Annotated in this window: 17 protein-coding genes; 8 read left to right on the forward strand and 9 right to left on the reverse strand. The window is 65.0% G+C overall.

All coding sequences use genetic code 11. The features are described 5' to 3' along the window. Nucleotides 1–83: 83 nt before the first annotated feature. Nucleotides 84–710, reverse strand: coding sequence for an HAD family hydrolase (locus tag ACTUWL_RS32965; protein WP_021079227.1), 627 nt, complete (start codon nucleotides 708–710; stop codon nucleotides 84–86). 504 nt (nucleotides 711–1,214) lie between these two features. Between ACTUWL_RS32965 and ACTUWL_RS32970 the strand changes: the two genes are divergently transcribed. The 4 genes from ACTUWL_RS32970 to ACTUWL_RS32985 all read left to right on the forward strand — a co-directional run bounded on the left by ACTUWL_RS32970 (nucleotide 1,215) and on the right by ACTUWL_RS32985 (nucleotide 6,854). Beyond that, nucleotides 1,215–2,126 carry an amino acid ABC transporter substrate-binding protein gene (locus ACTUWL_RS32970; RefSeq protein ID WP_021079228.1) on the forward strand — a complete coding sequence of 304 codons (912 nt, stop codon included), beginning with the start codon at nucleotides 1,215–1,217 and terminating at the stop codon, nucleotides 2,124–2,126. A 266-nt stretch (nucleotides 2,127–2,392) separates the two neighbouring features. Then, complete coding sequence (locus ACTUWL_RS32975) at nucleotides 2,393–3,409, forward strand: ABC transporter substrate-binding protein (RefSeq protein WP_021079229.1); 1,017 nt, start codon at nucleotides 2,393–2,395, stop codon at nucleotides 3,407–3,409. A gap of 718 nt (nucleotides 3,410–4,127) precedes the next feature. Continuing rightward, on the forward strand, nucleotides 4,128–5,315 hold the full coding sequence (locus ACTUWL_RS32980) for an NADH:flavin oxidoreductase/NADH oxidase (protein ID WP_021079231.1): 1,188 nt from the start codon (nucleotides 4,128–4,130) through the stop codon (nucleotides 5,313–5,315). Between the two features lie 186 nt (nucleotides 5,316–5,501). Next, on the forward strand, nucleotides 5,502–6,854 hold the full coding sequence (locus ACTUWL_RS32985; protein WP_021079232.1) for a S41 family peptidase: 1,353 nt from the start codon (nucleotides 5,502–5,504) through the stop codon (nucleotides 6,852–6,854). 3 nt (nucleotides 6,855–6,857) lie between these two features. On the opposite strand, the gene ACTUWL_RS32990 is transcribed toward ACTUWL_RS32985, so the two are convergent. Continuing rightward, the gene (locus ACTUWL_RS32990; RefSeq protein ID WP_021079233.1) at nucleotides 6,858–9,590 is read right to left on the reverse strand and encodes a bifunctional diguanylate cyclase/phosphodiesterase; all 2,733 of its coding nucleotides are present in this window, start codon (nucleotides 9,588–9,590) and stop codon (nucleotides 6,858–6,860) included. Between the two features lie 433 nt (nucleotides 9,591–10,023). Between ACTUWL_RS32990 and ACTUWL_RS32995 the strand changes: the two genes are divergently transcribed. Then, nucleotides 10,024–10,188, forward strand: a complete 165-nt coding sequence (locus ACTUWL_RS32995) for a Flp family type IVb pilin (RefSeq protein WP_021079234.1) — start codon at nucleotides 10,024–10,026, stop codon at nucleotides 10,186–10,188. A 15-nt stretch (nucleotides 10,189–10,203) separates the two neighbouring features. Here the strand turns inward: ACTUWL_RS32995 and moaC are convergent, their stop codons facing one another. The 4 genes from moaC to ACTUWL_RS33015 form a co-directional block, all read right to left on the reverse strand. After that, nucleotides 10,204–10,731, reverse strand: coding sequence for a cyclic pyranopterin monophosphate synthase MoaC (gene moaC, locus ACTUWL_RS33000; RefSeq protein ID WP_021079235.1), 528 nt, complete (start codon nucleotides 10,729–10,731; stop codon nucleotides 10,204–10,206). Between the two features lie 4 nt (nucleotides 10,732–10,735). Continuing rightward, the gene (trpC, locus tag ACTUWL_RS33005; protein ID WP_021079236.1) at nucleotides 10,736–11,557 is read right to left on the reverse strand and encodes an indole-3-glycerol phosphate synthase TrpC; all 822 of its coding nucleotides are present in this window, start codon (nucleotides 11,555–11,557) and stop codon (nucleotides 10,736–10,738) included. Between the two features lie 10 nt (nucleotides 11,558–11,567). Continuing rightward, nucleotides 11,568–12,581, reverse strand: a complete 1,014-nt coding sequence (trpD, locus tag ACTUWL_RS33010; RefSeq protein WP_021079237.1) for an anthranilate phosphoribosyltransferase — start codon at nucleotides 12,579–12,581, stop codon at nucleotides 11,568–11,570. Nucleotides 12,582–12,651: 70 nt separating this feature from the next. Beyond that, nucleotides 12,652–14,541 (reverse strand): peptidylprolyl isomerase, encoded by a 1,890-nt coding sequence (locus ACTUWL_RS33015; RefSeq protein ID WP_035651570.1) that lies wholly within the window; start codon nucleotides 14,539–14,541, stop codon nucleotides 12,652–12,654. A gap of 240 nt (nucleotides 14,542–14,781) precedes the next feature. Between ACTUWL_RS33015 and tpiA the strand changes: the two genes are divergently transcribed. Further along, nucleotides 14,782–15,534, forward strand: a complete 753-nt coding sequence (gene tpiA / locus ACTUWL_RS33020) for a triose-phosphate isomerase (protein WP_021079239.1) — start codon at nucleotides 14,782–14,784, stop codon at nucleotides 15,532–15,534. A 102-nt stretch (nucleotides 15,535–15,636) separates the two neighbouring features. Here tpiA and ACTUWL_RS33025 read toward each other — a convergent pair whose 3' ends face one another. Together ACTUWL_RS33025 and ACTUWL_RS33030 are read right to left on the reverse strand one after the other, a co-directional pair. Beyond that, nucleotides 15,637–16,164 carry a GNAT family N-acetyltransferase gene (locus tag ACTUWL_RS33025; RefSeq protein WP_021079240.1) on the reverse strand — a complete coding sequence of 176 codons (528 nt, stop codon included), beginning with the start codon at nucleotides 16,162–16,164 and terminating at the stop codon, nucleotides 15,637–15,639. A 3-nt stretch (nucleotides 16,165–16,167) separates the two neighbouring features. Beyond that, entirely contained in the window at nucleotides 16,168–16,734 is a 567-nt protein-coding gene (locus ACTUWL_RS33030) for a helix-turn-helix domain-containing protein (protein WP_021079241.1), read from the reverse strand. 203 nt (nucleotides 16,735–16,937) lie between these two features. Between ACTUWL_RS33030 and secG the strand changes: the two genes are divergently transcribed. Together secG and ACTUWL_RS33040 are read left to right on the forward strand one after the other, a co-directional pair. Further along, the gene (gene secG, locus ACTUWL_RS33035) at nucleotides 16,938–17,327 is read left to right on the forward strand and encodes a preprotein translocase subunit SecG (protein ID WP_021079242.1); all 390 of its coding nucleotides are present in this window, start codon (nucleotides 16,938–16,940) and stop codon (nucleotides 17,325–17,327) included. A gap of 167 nt (nucleotides 17,328–17,494) precedes the next feature. After that, nucleotides 17,495–19,126 carry a CTP synthase gene (locus ACTUWL_RS33040; RefSeq protein ID WP_021079243.1) on the forward strand — a complete coding sequence of 544 codons (1,632 nt, stop codon included), beginning with the start codon at nucleotides 17,495–17,497 and terminating at the stop codon, nucleotides 19,124–19,126. 230 nt (nucleotides 19,127–19,356) lie between these two features. Here ACTUWL_RS33040 and ACTUWL_RS33045 read toward each other — a convergent pair whose 3' ends face one another. After that, on the reverse strand, nucleotides 19,357–20,022 hold the full coding sequence (locus tag ACTUWL_RS33045; protein WP_021079244.1) for a class I SAM-dependent methyltransferase: 666 nt from the start codon (nucleotides 20,020–20,022) through the stop codon (nucleotides 19,357–19,359). Nucleotides 20,023–20,037: the final 15 nt, after the last annotated feature.

Below are 20,037 nucleotides of genomic sequence, written 5' to 3' on the forward strand. Positions count from 1 at the left end.
GGTTCAAATCCCAAGCGCTTCGAATCCCAAGCGCTTCGAATCCCAAGCGCCTCAAATCCCAAGCGCCTCAAATCCCAAGCGCCTCAAATCCCAAGTGCGGTGAGTGCCCCGGCCACGTCATCCGTCGATGTCACGTGGATGGCACGGAGGCCGCGCGCCCGCGCACCCTCGATATTGGCGGCCAGGTCGTCGAAGAACAGGATCCGCGACGCCGGCACCCCGATGGCTTTTACCACATGATCGTAGGCCTCGGCGTCGGGTTTGCGGAAGCCGATGCTCGACGACAGGAAGACCGTTCGGAAATGGCTGAGCAGCTCGGCATGGATGACCGAGAAATGCGCGACATGAGCCGGATTGGTGTTGGAGAAGGCATAGAGCGGCATTCGCTTGGCGGCGGCCGCGAGCAGGGGAGCGATGCCCGGCATCTCGCCGGTGAAGATCGTGTTCCAGCCTTCGAGGAACTGGGCGTCGGTGATGTCGATACCGAGCGTCCGGCGCAGGTTTGCGAAGAATGCGGCGTCGTCGATCCGGCCGATCTCGTGATGCCTGAAGCTGTCGTCGACGACGAAGCGGCTGGCGAGTTCGGCCGGTGCGCAGCCGGCATGCTGCGCCCAGCACGCCATCACCTTGTCAAAGTCGATGTCGAGCACGACGCGGCCGATATCGAACAGCAGCACGTCGATGGAATCGGGAGAGAGTTGCGAGGTCATTGCGTGAAACCGTGTACGAGAATTGCGGGCGGGCGGCAATGTCCCCGATTTGTGCTGCAGGCATGCGACGTTGGACAGCACGGCACTTGGGATGACACCGACTATGTTGCCCGGTCTGTCTCGGCGCCGTCACCTGCTGATCCGGGCCGGCAACGCGCAACGCCGCCCGCATTGAAATATGACGGGCGGCGCTGGTTCTAGCCCCAGGAGGGATGACAAAATCCTGACCGTACGGATACGCATGAGAAAGGAACAGGGTTCACTGCTTTGGCCCCGTACGATTCCGGTCATCCGAAGGTGCAGAGCAAAGCGTTTCTATACGGTCTAGGATGGCGCGACTGAGTTGCTCTGGCCTCGGCGACCCCCCTCGCTGGGGCCCTTTCTTGATGCCCTGGCGTCGCCATGAACCTTCGCAAAGCGCGATAGCTGTTAGAGCGTCGTCGTCTATCGCCGCACCCGTGTGTGGGCTATCACGGCCATCTGATCACCGCACAGGAGCCGCCGATGCGCTTCCCCACCATCCTTTTCGTTCTCACGCTCGCCGCGAACCCCGTGGCGGCCGAGGAGCTGTCGGGCACGCTGCTGAAGATCAAGGAGACCAGGAAGGTCACGCTCGGCTTTCAGGAAGCGTCCGTTCCCTTCAGCTATCTCGACGACAATGCGCGGCCGATCGGCTTTGCGCTCGATATCTGCCTTCGGATCGTCGATGCTGTGAAGAAGGACCTCGGCATGCCGGATATCGCGGTCGACTACCTTCCCGTCACCTCGTCGAACCGCATCCCCCTGATGGTCAACGGCACGATCGATCTGCACTGCTCGGCGACTACCAACAGTGCGGATCGCCAGAAGCAGGTGACCTTCACCAACACGCACTTCCTGAGCGCGACGCGCTTTGCCGCCAAGAAATCCCTCGGCATCAACACGATCGACGACCTCAAGGGGAAGTCGGTCACCGCCGTTGCCGGCTCGGTCAACTTGGCGCAGCTCGTCAAGGTCAATGCTGACCGCAAGCTCGGCATCAACGTCCTGCCGGCCAAGGACCAGGCCGAGGCGTTCCTGATGCTGGAGACCGATCGCGCCCAGGCCTATGCGCTCGACGACGTCCAACTCGCGGTCGCGATCGCGCGATCGAAGGAGCCGGCGCTCTACATGATCAGCGAGGAGGCCTTCTCGAAGGCGGAGCCGTTCGGCGTCATGCTGCGCCGGGAGGACGCGCCGTTCAAAGCGCTCGCCGACCGCGCCACCGCGGAGCTCTACAAGAGCCCGGAGATCGAGGTGATGTACAGGAAGTGGCTGGAAGCGCCGACCCCGCCGAAGGGGATCAACTACAACGTGCCGATGTCGCCTGCGCTGCGCAATGCGTTCAAGAATCCGAGCTCGAGCTACGATCCTGATGTGTACGAGGTTACGAAGTAGCAGGGAGTAGGATGGGTGGAGCGAAGCGATACCCATCATTCTTGCCGCGGATGAGTGATGGGTTTCGTTTCGCTCGATGCGACGCGGTGCAGCCTGGTTCTACGCTTGGCCAGTGACGCGACCGGAATACGGATCGTCGCGCCAAGCCACCGATCTGTGGAACGGCTTTTCGCGTCCGGTGCCAAAAATGAAATAGCGTCTCATATACATCGGCGGTTTTTCTCCTAAGGTTGCGGGCTTGTAACTGCTGATCAGGAGCAAAGCCGGTGACCAGGCCGTTTTCTCTCTCGCGACGTTCTGCGCTCGGCGCGCTCGCCGGAAGTCTGCTCGCGGGTGGTGTTCGCGCGGAAACCGGGGCGGGTGCGGGCGCCGATCTCGGCGGCGTCACGCTCCGCGTCGCCTATTACAAGGGCGGCTGGCGGCCGCTGCTGCAGGCCGCCGGCGAGGACAAGACGCCGTACAAGATCGAATGGAAGGAGCTCAACAACGGTGTGCTCCATATCGAGGCGTTGAACGGCGATGCGCTCGACGTCGGTTCGGGCAGCGAGATTCCGGCGATGTTCGCCGCGCGCCAGAATGCCAAGGTGCGTTTCATCGCTGTCACTCACGAGGATCTCAATATCCAGGTCACGGTGGCGGCGAAGGATGCGCCGATCCGTTCGATCGCCGACCTCAAGGGAAAGCGCGTCGGCTATGTGCGCGCGACGACGGCACATTATTTCCTCGCCAAGCAGCTCGAGGAAGCAGGCCTTGCGTTCAGCGATATCGAGGCCATCAATCTGACGCCGTCGGACGGTTACACGGCGTTCGCCTCCGGCAAGCTCGATGCCTGGGCGATCTACGGCTACAACGGGCAGCTCGCCATCGCGAAGCAGGGCGCGCGCCTGCTCAAGACCGGCGTCGGCTATCTCTCGGGGAATTTCCCGATCTATGCCAACCCCAGGGCGGTCGACGATCCGCTGCTTCACGCGGCGTTGACCGATTTCTTGCTGCGTATCCAGCGCGCCTATGCGTTCGCCAACAAGAACTTTCCGGTCTACGCCGCGGCGCAGGTGGCCGAGACGCATCTGCCGTTGCAGGACATTCTCGACCAGTTCGCCCGCCGCAGCGACGACTTCTCGCTCGCCGGCGTGACGCCTGACGTGCCGGACACCCACCAGAAGGTCGCCGACACCTTCCTCAAGCTCGGCGTGCTCGACGCGCGCGCCGACGTCGGAAAGTTCTGGGATACGAGCTTCAACGATGCCATCGCGGCCGGGGCGGCGCGACTCGCGCGGCTGTAATGGTCGTCGCTGGAACGTAGCCAAATTGGGCTAGATGGTGCCGGGCGGCTCCCGGAGAGGTGCCATCCCGTCGACTCAAGAATCCAGATCGCGTGAAGCTCCAGATATTTGTGGCCTCGGCGTGAGCGCCGCAGCCGCAGGACGTGGCGCGTGCCTCTGCGGCAACGATCAAAGAACTGCCACCGAACGGCGCACAGCTGAAAAAGTTCCAGGGGGCCACGGCCGGCTGCGCCGTGCTGGCATTCGGACCGAAAAGGTTGCGGGCCGCGCGGCGGCCGTTCCATGATGACGTCGACCGGGTCGAACCTCGCGCAGGTCGCGGAGATGGCGCTCGGACCGCATTCTGTTGTCAATTTTGCAACCAATTTTTTCTCATGCTGATTGTTGTTCGGAGCTGACATTGAATCACGACACGTTGGCCAAGCTCACCGTCACCATCATTGTCCTGGTCGCGCTGCTGGTGTGGCGTGTTGGCGATCAGAGGAAGGCGAGTGCGTGCGGGGCGAACTGCCCGACGGACATGTCGGCGAACCGGAAACTCGCGCGATAGGGGGTCAGCCGACGCGCGCGCTTATTTGCCGATACCGCTGCCGCATCGCTTGTCGCGCCTCGCATGGGCTATCGGTCATCACGCGGTGCGTATATCGTCGGCGATGAGCACAGAGCCTGCCAGGTTCAGTCCGGCGCGCGCCGGCTCACGACGCCACATGAGGAAGCGATGTCCGAGAAGCTGCTGTTTTCGCCGATGACCATCCGCGGCGTCACGCTGAAGAACCGGATCGTGGTGCCGCCGATGCACCAGTATTCCGCCGAGAAGGGCTTTCCGACCGATTGGCATCTGATGAATGCCGGCAAGTTCGCCGCCGGCGGCGCCGGCCTCGTGATCGTCGAATCGACCAAGGTCGAGCGCCGCGGCTGCGGAACGATCGGCGATCTCGGCATCTGGGACGACAAGTTCATCGCGCCGCTCAGCCGTCTCGCCGGCTTCATCAAGCAGCAGAACGCGGTCGCCGGCATCCAGCTCGGCCATTCCGGCCGCAAGGCGCGTGCAAGCCGCCCCTGGGAGGGCGATCGTCCGCTCGAACGCAGCGCCGAGATCGAGGATTGGGATGCCTGGACGCCGGTGGCGCCGAGCGCGATCGCCCATAGCGAGCGCTGGCCGGTGCCGCGGGCGCTCGGGACGCAGGAGGTGAGGGATCTGGTTGCGGCCTGGGGGCAGGCGGCACGGCGCGCGCACGAGGCCGGCTTCGACGTGCTCGAGTTGCACGGCGCCCACGGCTATCTCGTGCATGAATTTCTCTCGGAGCGCTCCAACCAGCGCGGCGACGAGTATGGCGGCTCGGAAGCCAACCGGATGCGCTTCCTGATCGAGGTGACCGAGGCCGTGCGCGCGCACTGGCCGGATCACAAGCCGCTGTTCGTGCGGCTGTCGGTCGAGGACAATGCCGGCTGGGGTCCGGCGCAGAGCGCGCGGCTGGCGACCATCCTGAAGGCCAAAGGCGTCGACGTGATCGACTGCTCGTCGGGCGGAATCAGCGAGGTGGCGCCGATTCTCGGCAAGGAGATCAAATACAATTATCAGGTGCCGCTGGCGGAATATGTCCGCGCCCACGCCGATATCATGACCATGGCGGTCGGCTTGATCATCCATGGTGACCAGGCCGAGCAGATCCTGCGGGATAAACAAGCAGATTTGATCGCGGTCGGCCGGGAAATCCTCAATAACCCCAATTGGCCGATGGATGCGGCGTTGAAACTCGGGGTTGAGGGGCCATTTCGCAATGTTCCTGCGCAGTTTGGCTATTGGCTGGGCACGCGGGCCAAGCGCGGATTCGGGACCCGGCCGTCGACCTGGCAGGCCGGGTTGCAGGAGGCTGGGCCGGAGGCCGACCGGGAGCTGACTTGAGACTGATTTGGTGCTGACTAAGTTGTTGATTTGGCGCTGACCAGGGCATCGTGACAGGACCGTAATGGTCCGGTGACGAGGCGGCCTTGATCCGACCAAAAAGCCGTTGTGTGGTGCTCCGCGTCGGGGTGAGGTGGGCCGTATGTTGCGAAACGTTGCCGGCCGCTAGCGAAGGGATCACGGATAATGCGCAAACATTTTGGCTTCTTCCTCGGGACGGTTGCGGGAGCGTGTCTCACCCTGCTCGTGGCCTCGCCGCAGGGGGCGCATCTGTTCGCCGTCGCCAATGCCGCCGCGCATTCCGACAACACCTATTCGCAGCTCAATCTGTTCGGCGAGGTGTTCGAGAAGATCAAGACCGACTATGTCGAGAAGCCCGAGGACTCCAAGCTGGTCGAGGGCGCAATCAACGGCATGATCTCCTCGCTCGATCCGCACTCCCGCTACATGAACGAGAAGGGCTGGGCGGAGATGCAGGAGACCACGCATGGCGAGTTCGGCGGACTCGGCATCGAGGTCACGATGGAAGACGGCTTCGTCAAGGTGGTGGCCCCGATCGACGACACGCCGGCCTCGCGCGCCGGCATCATGTCGGGCGACGTGATCACCTCGATCGACGATGAGCAGATCCAGGGCCTCACGCTCGACCAGGCCGTCAACAAGATGAAGGGCGCGCCCAACAGCTCGATCCGGCTGAAGATCGTCCGCAAGGACGCCGACAAGCCGATCGAGCTCTCGATCACCCGCGAGATCATCCGCGTCCGCCCGGTGAAGTATCACGTCGAGGGCGGCGACATCGGCTATGTCAGAATCACATCGTTCAACGAGCAGACCACCGATGGCTTGCGCAAGGCGATCGGCGAGATCCAGAAGGAGGTCCCGCAGGACAAGCTCGCCGGCTATGTCGTCGACCTCCGCAACAATCCCGGCGGCCTGCTCGACCAGGCGGTGTCGGTGACTTCGACCTTGATGCAGCGCGGCGAGGTGGTCTCGACCCGCGGCCGCAATCCGGAAGAGACCCAGCGCTTCACCGCCCATGGCGGTGACATGACCAAGGGCAAGCCGCTCGTCGTGCTGATCAATGGTGGCTCGGCCTCGGCCTCGGAGATCGTGGCCGGCGCGCTGCACGACCACAAGCGCGCGACCCTGATCGGCACCCGCTCGTTCGGCAAGGGCTCGGTGCAGACCATCATTCCGCTCGGCGCCGGCAATGGCGCATTGGCGCTGACCACCGCGCGCTATTTCACGCCATCAGGCCATTCGATCCAGGCGCTTGGCATCAAGCCCGACATCGAGGTGCTGCAGGACGTGCCGGACGAGTTCAAGACCCGCTCGGAAATCAAGGGTGAGGCGTCGATGCGCGGCCATCTCTCGGCCGAGGGCGCCGAGCAGACCGGCTCGCAGTCCTACGTTCCGCCGGATGAGAAGAACGACAAGGCGCTGGCCGCAGCCTTCAACCAGCTGCGCGGCGTCACCGTCAACGCCGATGCCAAGAATGCCGACACCAAGACCGCGCAGAAGCGGCCGGTGCCGAACTAGCCACTACGCCGCGCCGGCGACAGGTTTTCGCCGGCGCGTCGCGGCCGCGCCGGCGGCGGGGCCTTGGCGGTGTCCGGCCAGCAGCTCGCGGATCTGCGCGGCCGGCTTCGGCGCACTGAACAGATAGCCCTGCATCTCCGAACAGCCGAGCTCGCGCAGCAATTGCTGCTGCTGCGCGGTCTCGACGCCTTCCGCCGTCGTGGTCATGCTGCGCTCGGCCGCGATGTTGACGACAGCCTCGACGATGCCGGCTGAGCCTTGCGGATCGGCGATGTCGGTGACGAAGCAGCGATCGATCTTGATCTTGTCGAACGGGAAGCGCTTCAGATAGCTCAGCGACGAATAGCCGGTGCCGAAATCGTCGAGCGCGATCCGGATGCCGATGGCGCGGAGCTGGTGCATTGCGGCAAGCGCCGTCTCGTCGTCGCGGATCAGCACCGCCTCGGTGATCTCGAGCTCCAATCGGCCGGCTGACAGCCCCGACGCCGCGAGCGCCGCGATCACCTTGAGTGCCAGCGTGCCGCTGCGGAACTGGATCGGCGAGACGTTGACGGCGAGCCTGATCTGGTCGGGCCAGTTCACGGCTTCCTTGCAGGCCGTCATCAGCACCCATTCGCCGAGCTGGTTGATCAGGCCGGTCTCCTCGGCGATCGGCACGAACTCGGCCGGCGAGATCATGCCGCGCACCGGATGCCGCCAGCGCACCAGCGCCTCGCAGCCGGTGATCTCGTTGCTGCGCAGGTCGACGCAGGGCTGGTAATACACTTCGAGGCCGCTGCCGGCCGCGATGGTCTGCCGCAACTCCATCTCGAGCTCGCGGCGGGCGCGGGCATCGGCGTCCATCGCCGGCTCGAAGAAGCGCGCGACGCGCCGACCGGCCGACTTCGCCGCATACATCGCCAGGTCGGCGTTCTTCATGATCTGGTCCAGATCGGTGCCGTCCCTTGGCGCCAGCGCGATGCCGATGCTGGCGTCGGTCGTGACCTGGTGGCCGAGGCATTGATAGGGCGAGCGGATCACCTCGTAGATGCGCGCGACCAGGTCGGTGACCTCGAACTCGCTCGTCACGCCGGTCTGCACGATCGCGAATTCGTCGCCGCCGAGCCGCGCCACGAAGTCGCCGTCGCCGATCACGCCGCTCAGCGTCCGTGCAACCGACTTGAGCAGTTCGTCGCCGACCATGTGGCCGAGCGAGTCGTTGACGCCCTTGAATTCATCGATGTCGATATAGAGCACCGCGAGCTGGCTGTCCGGGGTGACATGGGCCAGTTCGCGCTTGATCTCTTCGTGGAACAGCGCCCGGTTCGGCAGGTCGGTGAGCGCGTCGTAATGGGCCAGATGCGTAATGCGTTCCTCGGCACGGCGGCGCTCGGTGACGTCCTCGTGGGTCGCAAGCCAGCCGCCGTCGGCCAGCGGCTCGTTGACGACCTGGATCGAGCGGCCGTCGGGCGTCGCGATCACCATCGTGTTGCGGACGCCGACGTCGCGCAGCACGAGGTTGACGTAGCGCTCGACGTCGCCCTGGAACGAGCCGGTCAAATGGCGATGCACGATGACGTCGCGGAAGCTGCAGCCGGGCTTGATGACGTCGGCCGACAGTCCGTACATCTCGATGTAGCGCTTGTTGCAGATCACCAGCCGCTGCGTGGCATCGAACAGCAACAGCCCCTGCGTCATGTTGTTGACGGCGGTGTCGAGCCGCAGCTTCTCCAGCGTCAGGCGCTGCTGCTGGGCGCGATGCTGCTGGATCAGCTTGCGCACCACCAGCGTCAGCAGGATCGCGATCGCCAGAACGGATGCCGCGGCGACCGCGATCAGCATGCCGATCTGCTCGCGCCAGTTGGCGAGCGCCGCCTCCGTGGTGGTCGTGGCGACCACGACGATCGGGAATTTGGTCAGCGCCCGCGACGACAGCAGGCGGTCCTTGCCGTCGACCGGGCTCGCCATCCTTGTGGTGCTCTGCGGCAGCTCGAACACCTGCTGTTGGTTGGCGGGACCGTTGCGGAAATTCTTCCCGATCATTTCCTCGACATGGGGATAGCGCGCCAGCAGCGTGCCGTCGCGATGGTGCATCGAGATCGCGGCGCCTTCGCCGAGCACAACGGTAGAGAAGAATTTCTCGAACGTCGCCGGCTCGATGCCGCGGCCGACCACGCCGAGGAATTCGCCGTGCGGGCCGGTCACCTTGCGGACGATGGCGGTGGTCCAGTTTCCGCTGACGCGGCTGACCACCGGCGCGACCATCATGTCCGGCGAGTAGGGGCTGGATTTGAAGATGTTGAAATAGTCGCGATCGGCGATCGAAGCCTGCGGCAGCGGCAGGGCGCCCGAGCTGTTGATCAGCGCGCCGTCGGCGTCGAACACGTTGAGGCTGCCGACATTGGACAGCGCGTCCATCTTGGACTTCAGCATCGCATGGATGTCGGCGGACGACATCCGGCGCCTGTAATTCTCAGCCGTCGCGATCCCGTTGTCGCGCATGAACGCGATCAGGTCGCGCTGCACCACTTCGAGATCGTCGAGCTGCTGGTCGAAATGCCGCGCCAGCAGCAGCACGGTGTTCTCGAGCTCGCGCTCGCTGTTGTTCAGGGCGCGCTCGCGAAAATTCCCGGCCATCAAGGTGGCGCCGATCGCGATCGCGGCCATCAGCACGGCGCCGCCGAGGATCAGCCAGCGGATCGGGCCGCTACCGATCACCGAGGCGATGTTGAACGAGGCGCTGCCGTTTTGATTCATCTGTCGCTATCGTTTCCAGGCGTTTCACCCGGAAGTAGGTTTCGTGCACCTCCGGCCCGCGAAAGTCGTAGCCAAACGAAATGGAGCGCCGGTTAGCGAGGTTGGTTAACGAATAGTTGCCTGCGCGAGTGGGCAGCACGGCTTACGGCGTTAACGCAACTGATTTCCATCCGACCGACGAGATGTGGAAATTGCCGTGCATGAAGCTTTACGGGGTCGGCGCGCCGTTTCGGGGGTGACTGAAATCGGGACAAAAAGTTTCACGAACGAAACTGCAAATTCTGCCGGTCGCGATCCGATGCGACGGAATCCTTTGCCGTGTGCGTGATCGCCGCAAGAGTCCGTTTACGATCTAAGTCCATGACGCTGCTCGATGTCATCGTCGGCACGTTGCTTGCGTGTCGTCGCGCTCAGTGCAGTGCGTGAGAGGGCCATGAAGAAACTCCTGCGGAATTTTTGCGCCGACGAGACCGGAGCCACCGCGATCGAATACGGGCTGATCGCGACCGGCATCGCCATCGCCATCATCGCTGCGGTGAAGGGTGTCGGCACCAAGCTCTCGGGCACCTTCAGTTCGATCAGCGGCTCATTGAAGTAGCTGGAGAACCGGCGATCACGCGCCGGCGCGATAGTGCCCGGACTTGCCGCCGATCTTCTCGATCAGGTGAATGCCCTCGATGCGCACGCCGCGCTCGACCGCCTTGATCATGTCGTAGATCGTGAGGCAGGCGACGGACACCGCGGTCAGCGCCTCCATCTCGACGCCGGTCGGCCCGGTCACCTTGACGCTGGCGCGGACGATGCAGCCGGGCAGCTTGCGGTCGGTTGCGATGTCGATCGTGACCTTGGTCAGCGCCAGCGGATGGCAGAGCGGAATCAATTCCGAGGTCCGCTTGGCCGCCATGATGCCGGCGATCCGCGCGGTGGCCAGCACGTCGCCCTTCTTGGCCTGGCCGGATTCGATCAGCGCCAGCGTCGCCTTGCTCATCAGAACGCGGCCTTCGGCGACCGCGGTCCGTTCGGTCGCGGGCTTCGCCGAGACGTCGACCATGCGCGCCTCGCCCTTGGCATCGATATGGGTGAGGGCCGTGCCGGAGCCTGACGGCTCGGCCTGGGCTTTTGCTTTGGACTTCCGCGCCATCGCGTCAGCGCGTTGCGGTGGCGCGCGGGGCGGCCTGCCGCGTCAGCAACGCGCGGGTGGCCGCAGTGACGTCCTGCTGGCGCATCAGGCTCTCGCCGACCAGGAAGGTTGACATCCCGACGCGCTCGAGGCGGGCGAGATCCTCAGGCGTGAAGATGCCGCTCTCGCCGACCATCAGGCGATCGTGCGGGATCAGCGGCGCCAGCGTCTCGCTGGTCGCGAGCGTGGTCTCGAAGGTGCGCAGATTGCGGTTGTTGACGCCGATCATCGGCGAGCGAAGTTTCAGCGCACGGTCGAGTTCGACGCGGTCGTGGATCTCGATCAGCACGTCCATGCCGTAGCCGAGGGCGGCATCCTCGATCTCCTTGGCCGCCACGTCGTCGAGCGCGGCCATGATGATCAGGATGCAGTCGGCGCCATGGGCGCGCGCTTCCGCCACCTGATAGGTGTCGAACATGAAATCCTTGCGCAGCACCGGCAGGTTGGTCGCCGCACGCGCCGCGACCATGAAGTCGAGATGGCCCTGGAACGAGGGCGCATCGGTCAAGACCGACAGGCAGGCAGCGCCGCCGACCTCGTAGGCCTTTGCGAGCGCCGGCGGATCGAAGTCGGTCCGGATCAGCCCCTTCGAGGGCGAGGCCTTCTTCACTTCCGCGATCAGCGCGTAGTCGCCGCGTCCGTGCTTGTCCGTGAGGGCGCGGACGAAGCCGCGCGGTGCCGCGGCCGATTTCGCCTGCGCCTCGATATCGGCGAGCGGACGCGCGCGCTTGGCGACGGCGATCTCCTCGCGCTTGTAGGCTTCGATCTTGGTCAGGATGTCGGACATCTCTGCACTCTCAACCGTTCGAAACCGCAACCAGATGCTTCAGCCGCGCCGCGGCCGCGCCGCTGTCGAGCGACTGGGCGCCGATCGCAACCCCTTCCTTCAAGTCCTTGGCGCGGCCGGCCACGATCAGCGCGGCGGCGGCGTTGAGCAGGGCGACGTCGCGATAGGCGCTCGGCTTGCCCTGGAGCACGCTGGAGAGCGCGATCGCGTTGGCGTCGGCATCGCCGCCCTTCAGCGCCTCGCCGCCGACGCGGCCAAGGCCTGCCTCCTCGGGCGTCACCTCGAACGTCCCGATCTCGCCGTTCTCAAGGCTCGCGACGAAGGTCGGGCCGGTGAGGGTGATCTCGTCGAGGCCATCGGAGCCGTGCACGACCCAGACCTTGTCCGAGCCGAGATTCTTCAGCACCTGCGCCAACGGCTGCACCCACTGCCGCGAGAACACGCCGACCATCTGCCGCTTGACGCCGGCCGGGTTCGACAGCGGCCCGAGCAGGTTGAAGATGGTGCGGGTGGCGAGCTCGACCCGGGTCGGGCCGACATTCTTCATCGCCGGATGATGCGAGGGCGCGAACATGAAGCCGATGCCGGCTTCCGCGACGCAGCGTCCGACCTGGGCCGGCGTCAGGTCGAGCTTGACCCCGAGCGAGGCCAGCACGTCGGCGGCGCCCGAGCGTGACGACAGCGCGCGGTTGCCGTGCTTGGCGACGGGCACGCCGGCGCCGGCCACGATGAAGGCCGCGCAGGTCGAGACGTTGACCGATCCGGAGCCGTCGCCGCCGGTGCCGACGATATCGACGGCCTCGGCCGGCGCTTTCACCGGCAGCATCTTGCCGCGCATCGCGGTGACGGCGCCAGTGATCTCCTCGACGGTCTCGCCGCGCACCCGCAGCGCCATCAACAGCCCGCCCATCTGCGAGGGCGTGGCCTCGCCCGACATCATGCTGTCGAAGGCGGAGGCCGCTTCTTCACGCGTCAGCGTGGCGCCGGTGGCGACTTTTCCGATGATCGATTTCAGGTCGTCCATTCGCGGGCTCAGGGTCTGTTGTTGGAGCTTGATCTGCGGACAGCGCGCCGTCGCGCTATCCGGATCATGCTCAATTATTCGCGCCTGTCACCTGTGCGAAGGCTGCCTGGTTGACGGTCACGCCGATGTCGGACTCGATCTTGCTGACATATTGCGCGACCTGCTCGTCGCTCAGCGAGCGCCGCAGCGCCTCGGTGAGCTGCTTGGCCGCGTCGGAAGCGAAGTCGACCGGCGGCACCGTCACGTTGGTGACGCGGAACACGACCCACTGGCTGCCGCCAGCGGTCGACGTTTGCCCGTCGCCATCCTTGGCGGTGCGGAACGCTGCCGCGATCACGCCGGCCGGCGAGGCCTCGCGGTTGAAGTTCGCCGATGTCTCGACCTTGACGCCGGCAGCGGCCGCCTCATCGGCAAGCTTGGCGCCGCTGTCGAGCTTCTGTACGATCTCGGTCGCCTTGGCGCGCAGCTTGGCGGAGATCTGGTCGTCGCGCCACTTGGCCTCGACCTGGTCGCGGACCTCGTCAAGGGTGCGCTCGCGCGACGGCGTGATGCCGAGCACGTCGTACCAGACATAGCCGTTGTTGAACTGGATCGGGTCGTTGTCGACGCCGACGTCGCTGTTGAAGGCCTGCGACACCACGTCGAGGCCGCGCGGGATGTTTGACGCGACCTGGCCGTTCGGCAGGCGCCCCGAGCGATCGACCGCGTCGATCGTGACGGCGGTCAGTTTCAGCTTCTGCGCCGCGTCGATCACGCTGGAGCCGCCGCCGCGCTCGTCTTCCATCTTGTCGCGCAGCTCGGCGACCTTGGCGCGGGCGCGCTCGGTCGCGATCTCGTTCTTCACCTGTGGTGCGAGGCTCTCATAGCTCGGGGTCACGCCGGGCTCGATCTTGCCGACCTTGACCAGCGCGATGCCGAAGCGGCCCTGGACCGGCTGGCTGACTTCGCCCGCAGGCAGCGAGAAGGCCGCATCGCCGACGGCCGGATCGAGGATCGCCGACTTCGCGACCAGTCCGAGGTTGACGTCGGCCGGACTGAGCTTGCGCTCGTTGGCGATGTCGTCGAACGAGGTGCCTGACGTGATGCGGGCGCGGGCGGCCTGCGCCTCGCCGGCGTCCGGAAACACGATCTGTGAGACCTCGCGCTTCTCCGGCGTGCTGAGCCGGTCCTTGCGCTCCTCGAAGATCTTCCTGGCATCCTCGTCGGACACGGTTTCCCACTTGCCGATTTCCTCCGGCGTGATCGCGACGAAAGCGATCTTGCGGTATTCGGGCGCACGGAACTGGACCTTGTGGTCCTCGAAATAGGCGGCGAGCGCCTCGGGCGAGGGCGGATCGATGGTGCCGGCCTGTGCGGCGCCGAGCGTAACGTAATCGATCGAGCGCTGCTCGTTCTGGAAGCGGGTCAGCGCCTCGACCATCGATTTGGGCGGTTCGATCCCGGACGAGATGGTGCCCGCGATCTGCCGGCGCAGGCCGACGCGGCGCTGCTCGGCGATGTAGCGGCCCTCGGTGTAGCCGAAGTTGCGGATCACGGACTGGAAGCGCTGCGGATCGAACTGGCCGTTGAGGCCCTTGAAGTTCGGATCGTTGTAGATCGTGCGCAGCACCTCGGCATCGGATTGATTGAGGCCGGTGCGGCGCGCTTCCTCGTCCAACGCGGCTTCCGCAAGCGTCTGCTGCAGCACCTGTCGGTCAATCCCGAAGGCGCGCGCCTGGTCCGGCGTCAGCGGACGGCCGAACTGGCGGCCGAGCTGCTGCAGGCGGTCGGTATAGATCTGGCGGAACTGCTCGGCCGAAATTTCGGTCCCGCCCACCTTGGCGAAGGTCGACTGGCCAAACCCCTTAAAGATGTCGGCAATGCCCCAAATTCCGAAACTGACGATCAAAACGCCCATCACCGCGGCCATAATCGTCTTGCCGAGCCAGTTTGATGAGGCTTTCCGCATTCCTCGAAGCATGGGTCCAACTTGTTTTGCAGGAGGGGAACCGGATCGTGCCCAAGTGGGACCAAAAGTCGGGACTTCTTGTCCGGCAGCAGGGCGTCACCGAATTGAAAAGGCTTATAAAGTGGCCGAAGCCCCCCCGCAACCTCGGGCGCGCGGGCGCAAGCGTCGCACGGCAGGCGCGAAGCCGCGCTCTGGAAGTCGCCGCTCGGCTCTGATAGCGCAGGGGGACGCCTGAATGATGGGAAATCCGACATGACCGACGCCATCCGGCCGCTGATCGCCGGCAACTGGAAAATGAACGGCCTGAAATCCTCCTTTGCCGAGTTCGACGCGATGCTGGCCGGCGCCGGCGATGTCGCCGGGAAGGCCGATCTGCTGGTCTGTCCGCCCGCGACATTGGTCGGGGCCTTTGCCGACAAGGCGCGGGGCTCGAAGGTCGCCGTCGGCGCCCAGGATTGCCATCCGAAGGCATCGGGCGCCCACACCGGGGACCTCTCGGCGGAAATGTTCAAGGACCTCGGCGCCACGGCCATCATCGTCGGGCATTCCGAGCGGCGCGCCGACCATGGCGAGACCGACGCCTTGATTCGGCAGAAGGCGGAGGCCGTCTGGCGCGCCGGGCTGACCGCGATCGTCTGTATCGGCGAAACGCGCGAGCAGCGCGACGCCGGCCAGACGCTCGATGTCTGCGGCACCCAGCTGGCCGGCTCGCTGCCCGACGGCTCGACCGCGGTCAACCTGGTGGTGGCCTACGAGCCGGTCTGGGCGATCGGCACCGGGCTGACGCCGACCGCCGGAGATGTCGAGGAAGTTCACAGGTTTATCCGAGGTCAGCTCACCGATCGCTTCAAGGGCGAGGGAAACAAGATCAGGATCCTCTATGGCGGCTCGGTCAAGCCGTCGAACGCCGCCGAGCTGATGGCCGTCGCCAACGTCAACGGCGCCCTGGTCGGCGGCGCCAGCCTGAAGGCATCGGACTTTCTGGCGATCGCTGCGGGCTGCTAGCGGGACGGCGCTCCACCCACGTCATTGCGAGCGAAGCGCTGCAATCCATTTGTGGATCGATGGATTGCTTCGTCGCTTCGCTCCTCGCAATGACGCTTCGGGCTACGTTGCCGCGCCGATCCGCTTCCAGTAGATCAACGTCCCGGTGAGGCCGCCATGCGGTTTCAGCGCGTAGTCCGGGATCAGGCCGCTGAGCTGAAATCCCATTTTTTCGTAGAGTGGGGCGGCACCGTCCTCTTCGGCGGTGTCAAGCACCAGCAGCGTGCGTCCGTGCGCGATTGCAAGCTGCTCGGCGGCGCGCAGCAAAGCCGTTGCCACGCCGCGGTTGCGGTGGGTGAGGCGTGTCATCATCTTGGCGATCTCGGCGCGGTGCGGCTGGTTCGGCGGCAGCTTGAGCAGCAGGGTTACCGTGGCGACCAGATCATTGCCGTCGAATGCGCCGAGCACGATTCGCTCGCCGCGCGCCGCGGCGCCGAGCGAATCCTGCCAGAATGTGTCGGCGTCGTCCGGCGATAGCGGATGCATGAAGCTTACGGAGCCGCCGCTGGCGACGGTTTCGATCAACAGCTCGCTGAGCGCATCGCGAATCCCGGGTTCATCGGCGAGTGGCTTGATGGCGAAGTGCGGCATGCATCAGCTCCGGGCAAGGGCGACCACATAGGTGCAGCCGGTGTTGGTCTCGTTGGCGAAGGTCGTTTCCGCCGGCGGGCCGAAGCCGAAGCAATCGCCGGTCGCGAGCAGATGGCGCGCGCCGCCTTCGGTGATGACGAGGCTTCCGCTCAAGACCCAGACCAGCTGGCGGATATGGGCATAGGACGAGGCGGGCAGGGTGACGGATTGCTTCGGCGGTAACTCGACCCGCACCAGCTCGACCGGATGATCGGGGCGGCTGAACACCTGGCGGCGCAGATAGCCGGTTTCCGGATCGCGCCAGAGCGGCTGCGTCGCGGCACGCGACAGCCGCTCACCCTGGCCCTCGGCGCGCAGCATCAGGCCGGCCAGCGTGAGGTCGAAGGCCGATGCGAGGCGCACCAGCACGACCGCGGTGGGACTGACCTCGGCGCGCTCGATCTTGCTGATGGTCGCCTTCGAGACGCCGGCGCGTTCGGCAAGCTCGGCCAGCGACCAGCCCCGGCCATCGCGTTCGAGCTTGATCCGCAGCGCCAGGCGTTGGCTCAGGTCGTCTACCAAAGTATCCATTCGTCTATTATAATGGAATTGGCTGGTACCGATCAAGATGCGGCGGAGTGCGATCGGCGTCGCTTGTGATGTCAGCCGATGCGACTATCTCGGGGGTGACAATGCCCGGTCCAATCGTGTAACAGAGCGCGACTTCACGAAAACCGCAAAGCCGATAGCGCCGTTTGTCTGGCCGCTTGGCGGCTTATGACGGAAGGCTTGCGATGCAGACTGTCGTTATCATTATTCATCTCATGATCGTCGCCGTCATGATCGGCGCCGTCCTGCTGCAGAAATCCGAAGGCGGTGGCCTCGGCATGGGCGGCGGAGCCGGCTTCATGTCGAGCCGCGGCACCGCGAATTTGCTGACGCGGACCACCGCGATCCTCGCGGTCGGCTTCTTCGTGACCAGCCTGTTCCTGTCCTGGTACGCCGGCTACGACCGCAAGCCGAGCTCGATCATCGGCACCGGCGCACCGGCGCAGACCCAGCCGGCCGGCGGCACGCCGCTAACGCCCCCGACCTCGGGCGGCATCCTCGATTCGCTGAAGAAGACCGACGAGCAGCAGGGCCAGCAGGCTCCGAGCGGCCCGCAGGCACCACGGTCGCAATAAAGCGGGGTGGCCATGCAGGATGCACCGCTGGCGTCCTGCATCAGGAATACCCATCAATAGTCTGAAATCGCTCTCAATTTAGCATAACCCACAGCCCGGTGGTTTGTTTGCCGGGAACAGCTGATTCGTTTTGCGAATCGCAGGAAGCGGCTTAAAGGTAAAGTCCCATGGCGCGGTACATATTCATCACCGGCGGCGTGGTCTCCTCGCTCGGCAAGGGTCTGGCTTCAGCGGCGCTCGGCGCCTTGCTGCAGGCCAGGGGCTACAAGGTCCGCCTTCGCAAACTCGATCCCTATCTCAACCTCGATCCCGGAACGATGTCGCCGTATCAGCACGGTGAAGTGTTCGTGACCGACGACGGCGCCGAGACCGATCTCGATCTCGGCCATTACGAGCGTTTCACCGGTCGCCCGGCCACCAAGGCCGACAACATCACGACCGGGCGGATCTATCAGGACATCATCACCAAGGAGCGCCGCGGCGACTATCTCGGCGCGACCATCCAGGTGGTCCCGCACGTCACCAACGCGATCAAGGAATTCGTGCTTGATGGCAACGACGAGTACGACTTCGTGCTGGTCGAGATCGGCGGCACCGTCGGCGACATCGAAGGCCTGCCGTTCTTCGAGGCGATCCGTCAGCTCAAGAACGAGCTGCCGCGCGATCATGCCGTCTACATTCACCTGACACTTCTGCCGTACATTCCAAGCGCCGGCGAACTCAAGACAAAGCCGACGCAGCACTCGGTCAAGGAGCTGCGCTCGATCGGCATCCAGCCGGATATCCTGCTGTGCCGCACCGACCGCGAAATCCCCAAGGAAGAGCGGCGCAAGCTCGGCCTTTTCTGCAACGTGCGCGAGAGCGCCGTGATCGAGGCCCGCGACGTCGACAACATCTACGCCGTGCCGGAGGCCTATCACGCCGCCGGGCTCGACGACGAGGTGCTGGCCGCGTTTGGCATCACGGCGAAGCTTCCACCGGCGTTGCAGAGCTGGCACGTGATCAATGAGCGCGTCCGCAATCCGGAAGGCGCGGTGACCATCGCCATCGTCGGCAAGTACACCGGCATGAAGGACGCCTACAAATCGCTGATCGAGGCGCTGTCGCATGGCGGCATCGCCAACAAGGTGAAGGTCAATCTCGACTGGATCGAGAGCGAGGTGTTCGAGAACGAGGACCCGGCGCCGTTCCTCGAGCACGTCAACGGCATCCTGGTGCCCGGCGGCTTCGGCCAGCGCGGCGCCGAGGGCAAGATCCGCGCAGCGCAGTTCGCGCGCGAGCGCAACGTGCCGTATTTCGGCATCTGTTTCGGCATGCAGATGGCCGTGATCGAGGCGGCGCGCAATCTGGTCGGCATCGAGAACGCCAACTCGACCGAGTTCGGCCCGACCAAGGAGCCGCTGGTCGGCCTGATGACCGAATGGCTGCGCGGCAACGAGCTCGAGAAGCGCTCGCAGAGCGGCGACCTCGGCGGCACCATGCGGCTCGGCGCCTATCCTGCCGCGCTCAACCGCGGCAGCCGCGTCTCGCGGGTCTATGGCGGCGCGACCGAAATCTCGGAGCGGCATCGTCACCGCTACGAGGTCAACACCGCCTACAAGGACCGCCTCGAGCAGCACGGCCTGCGTTTCTCCGGCATGTCGCCCGACGGCGTATTGCCCGAGATCGTCGAATACGAGGACCATCCCTGGTTCATCGGCGTCCAGTTCCACCCCGAGCTGAAGTCGCGGCCGTTTGAACCGCATCCGCTGTTCGCTTCGTTCATCGAAGCCGCGGCGAAGCAGAGCCGGCTGGTCTGAGACGCTATAAGTTTTGGTTGAATCGGCTTGGCGCGGTCTTGCTTCACCGCTCCCCGGCGGGGAGAGGTCGGATTGCGCAGCAATCCGGGTGAGGGCTCTTGCTCTCTCGATAGACCGCAACCCCTCACCCGATTTGCTGCGCAAATCGACCTCTCCCAAGGGAGAGGTGAACTTTCGACGCCGCTACAGCTCAACCTCGTCTCATCAGGCTTTAGGTGTCAGCTGCGCCGTCACACGGCGGCGCAGTCCTCGTTGGCCCGGCGCTCTTGCTTGATCGGTGTCACATTGGTGCCGGCCGCAGGCGCTGTGTCACGCGTCAACAGCCTGTATTGCGGACGTCGCGTCAGCCGGTAGACCGCGGCGGGTGGCACGTTGAGAAGCGCGCGATCGACCAGCGTCGCGCGCAGGCCGAGCCGGTCGAGGATCGGCCGCCGGATCGGGCAGCGCATCCCATAGGTGAATTGATAGAACGCGGCGCCGGGACGCATATAGCTGAACGCGCCGCCGACGATCGAGATCACCTTGCGCGGCGACATGTTGAGCAGCGGCAATCCGCTGACCACCGCGCCGACCGGCGCGCCGTCATACAGCCGTTCCGACGCCAGCCTTGCTGCGTCCATCCACAGCACGCGCGCGCCGGGAAAGCGCAGCTGCAGCAGCCGCATGAAATCCGAGCCGTATTCGATCAGCGTCAGGTCCTGCTGGCGCACGCCGCGCTTCAGCAGCTGATAGGTGAAGGCGCCCGTTCCCGGGCCGAGCTCGAGCACCGGGCCGGTGTTGGCGTTGATGTCACGCGTGATCAGTTCGGCGAGCGCCGCGCCTGACGGTGCGATGGCGCCGACGCGGCCGGGGGCTGCCATCCACGCGGTGAAGAAAGAGAGCAGATCATGTGCCATTGGGATTCCCAGCAA

Source organism: Bradyrhizobium sp. WCU1, from assembly GCF_053474805.1.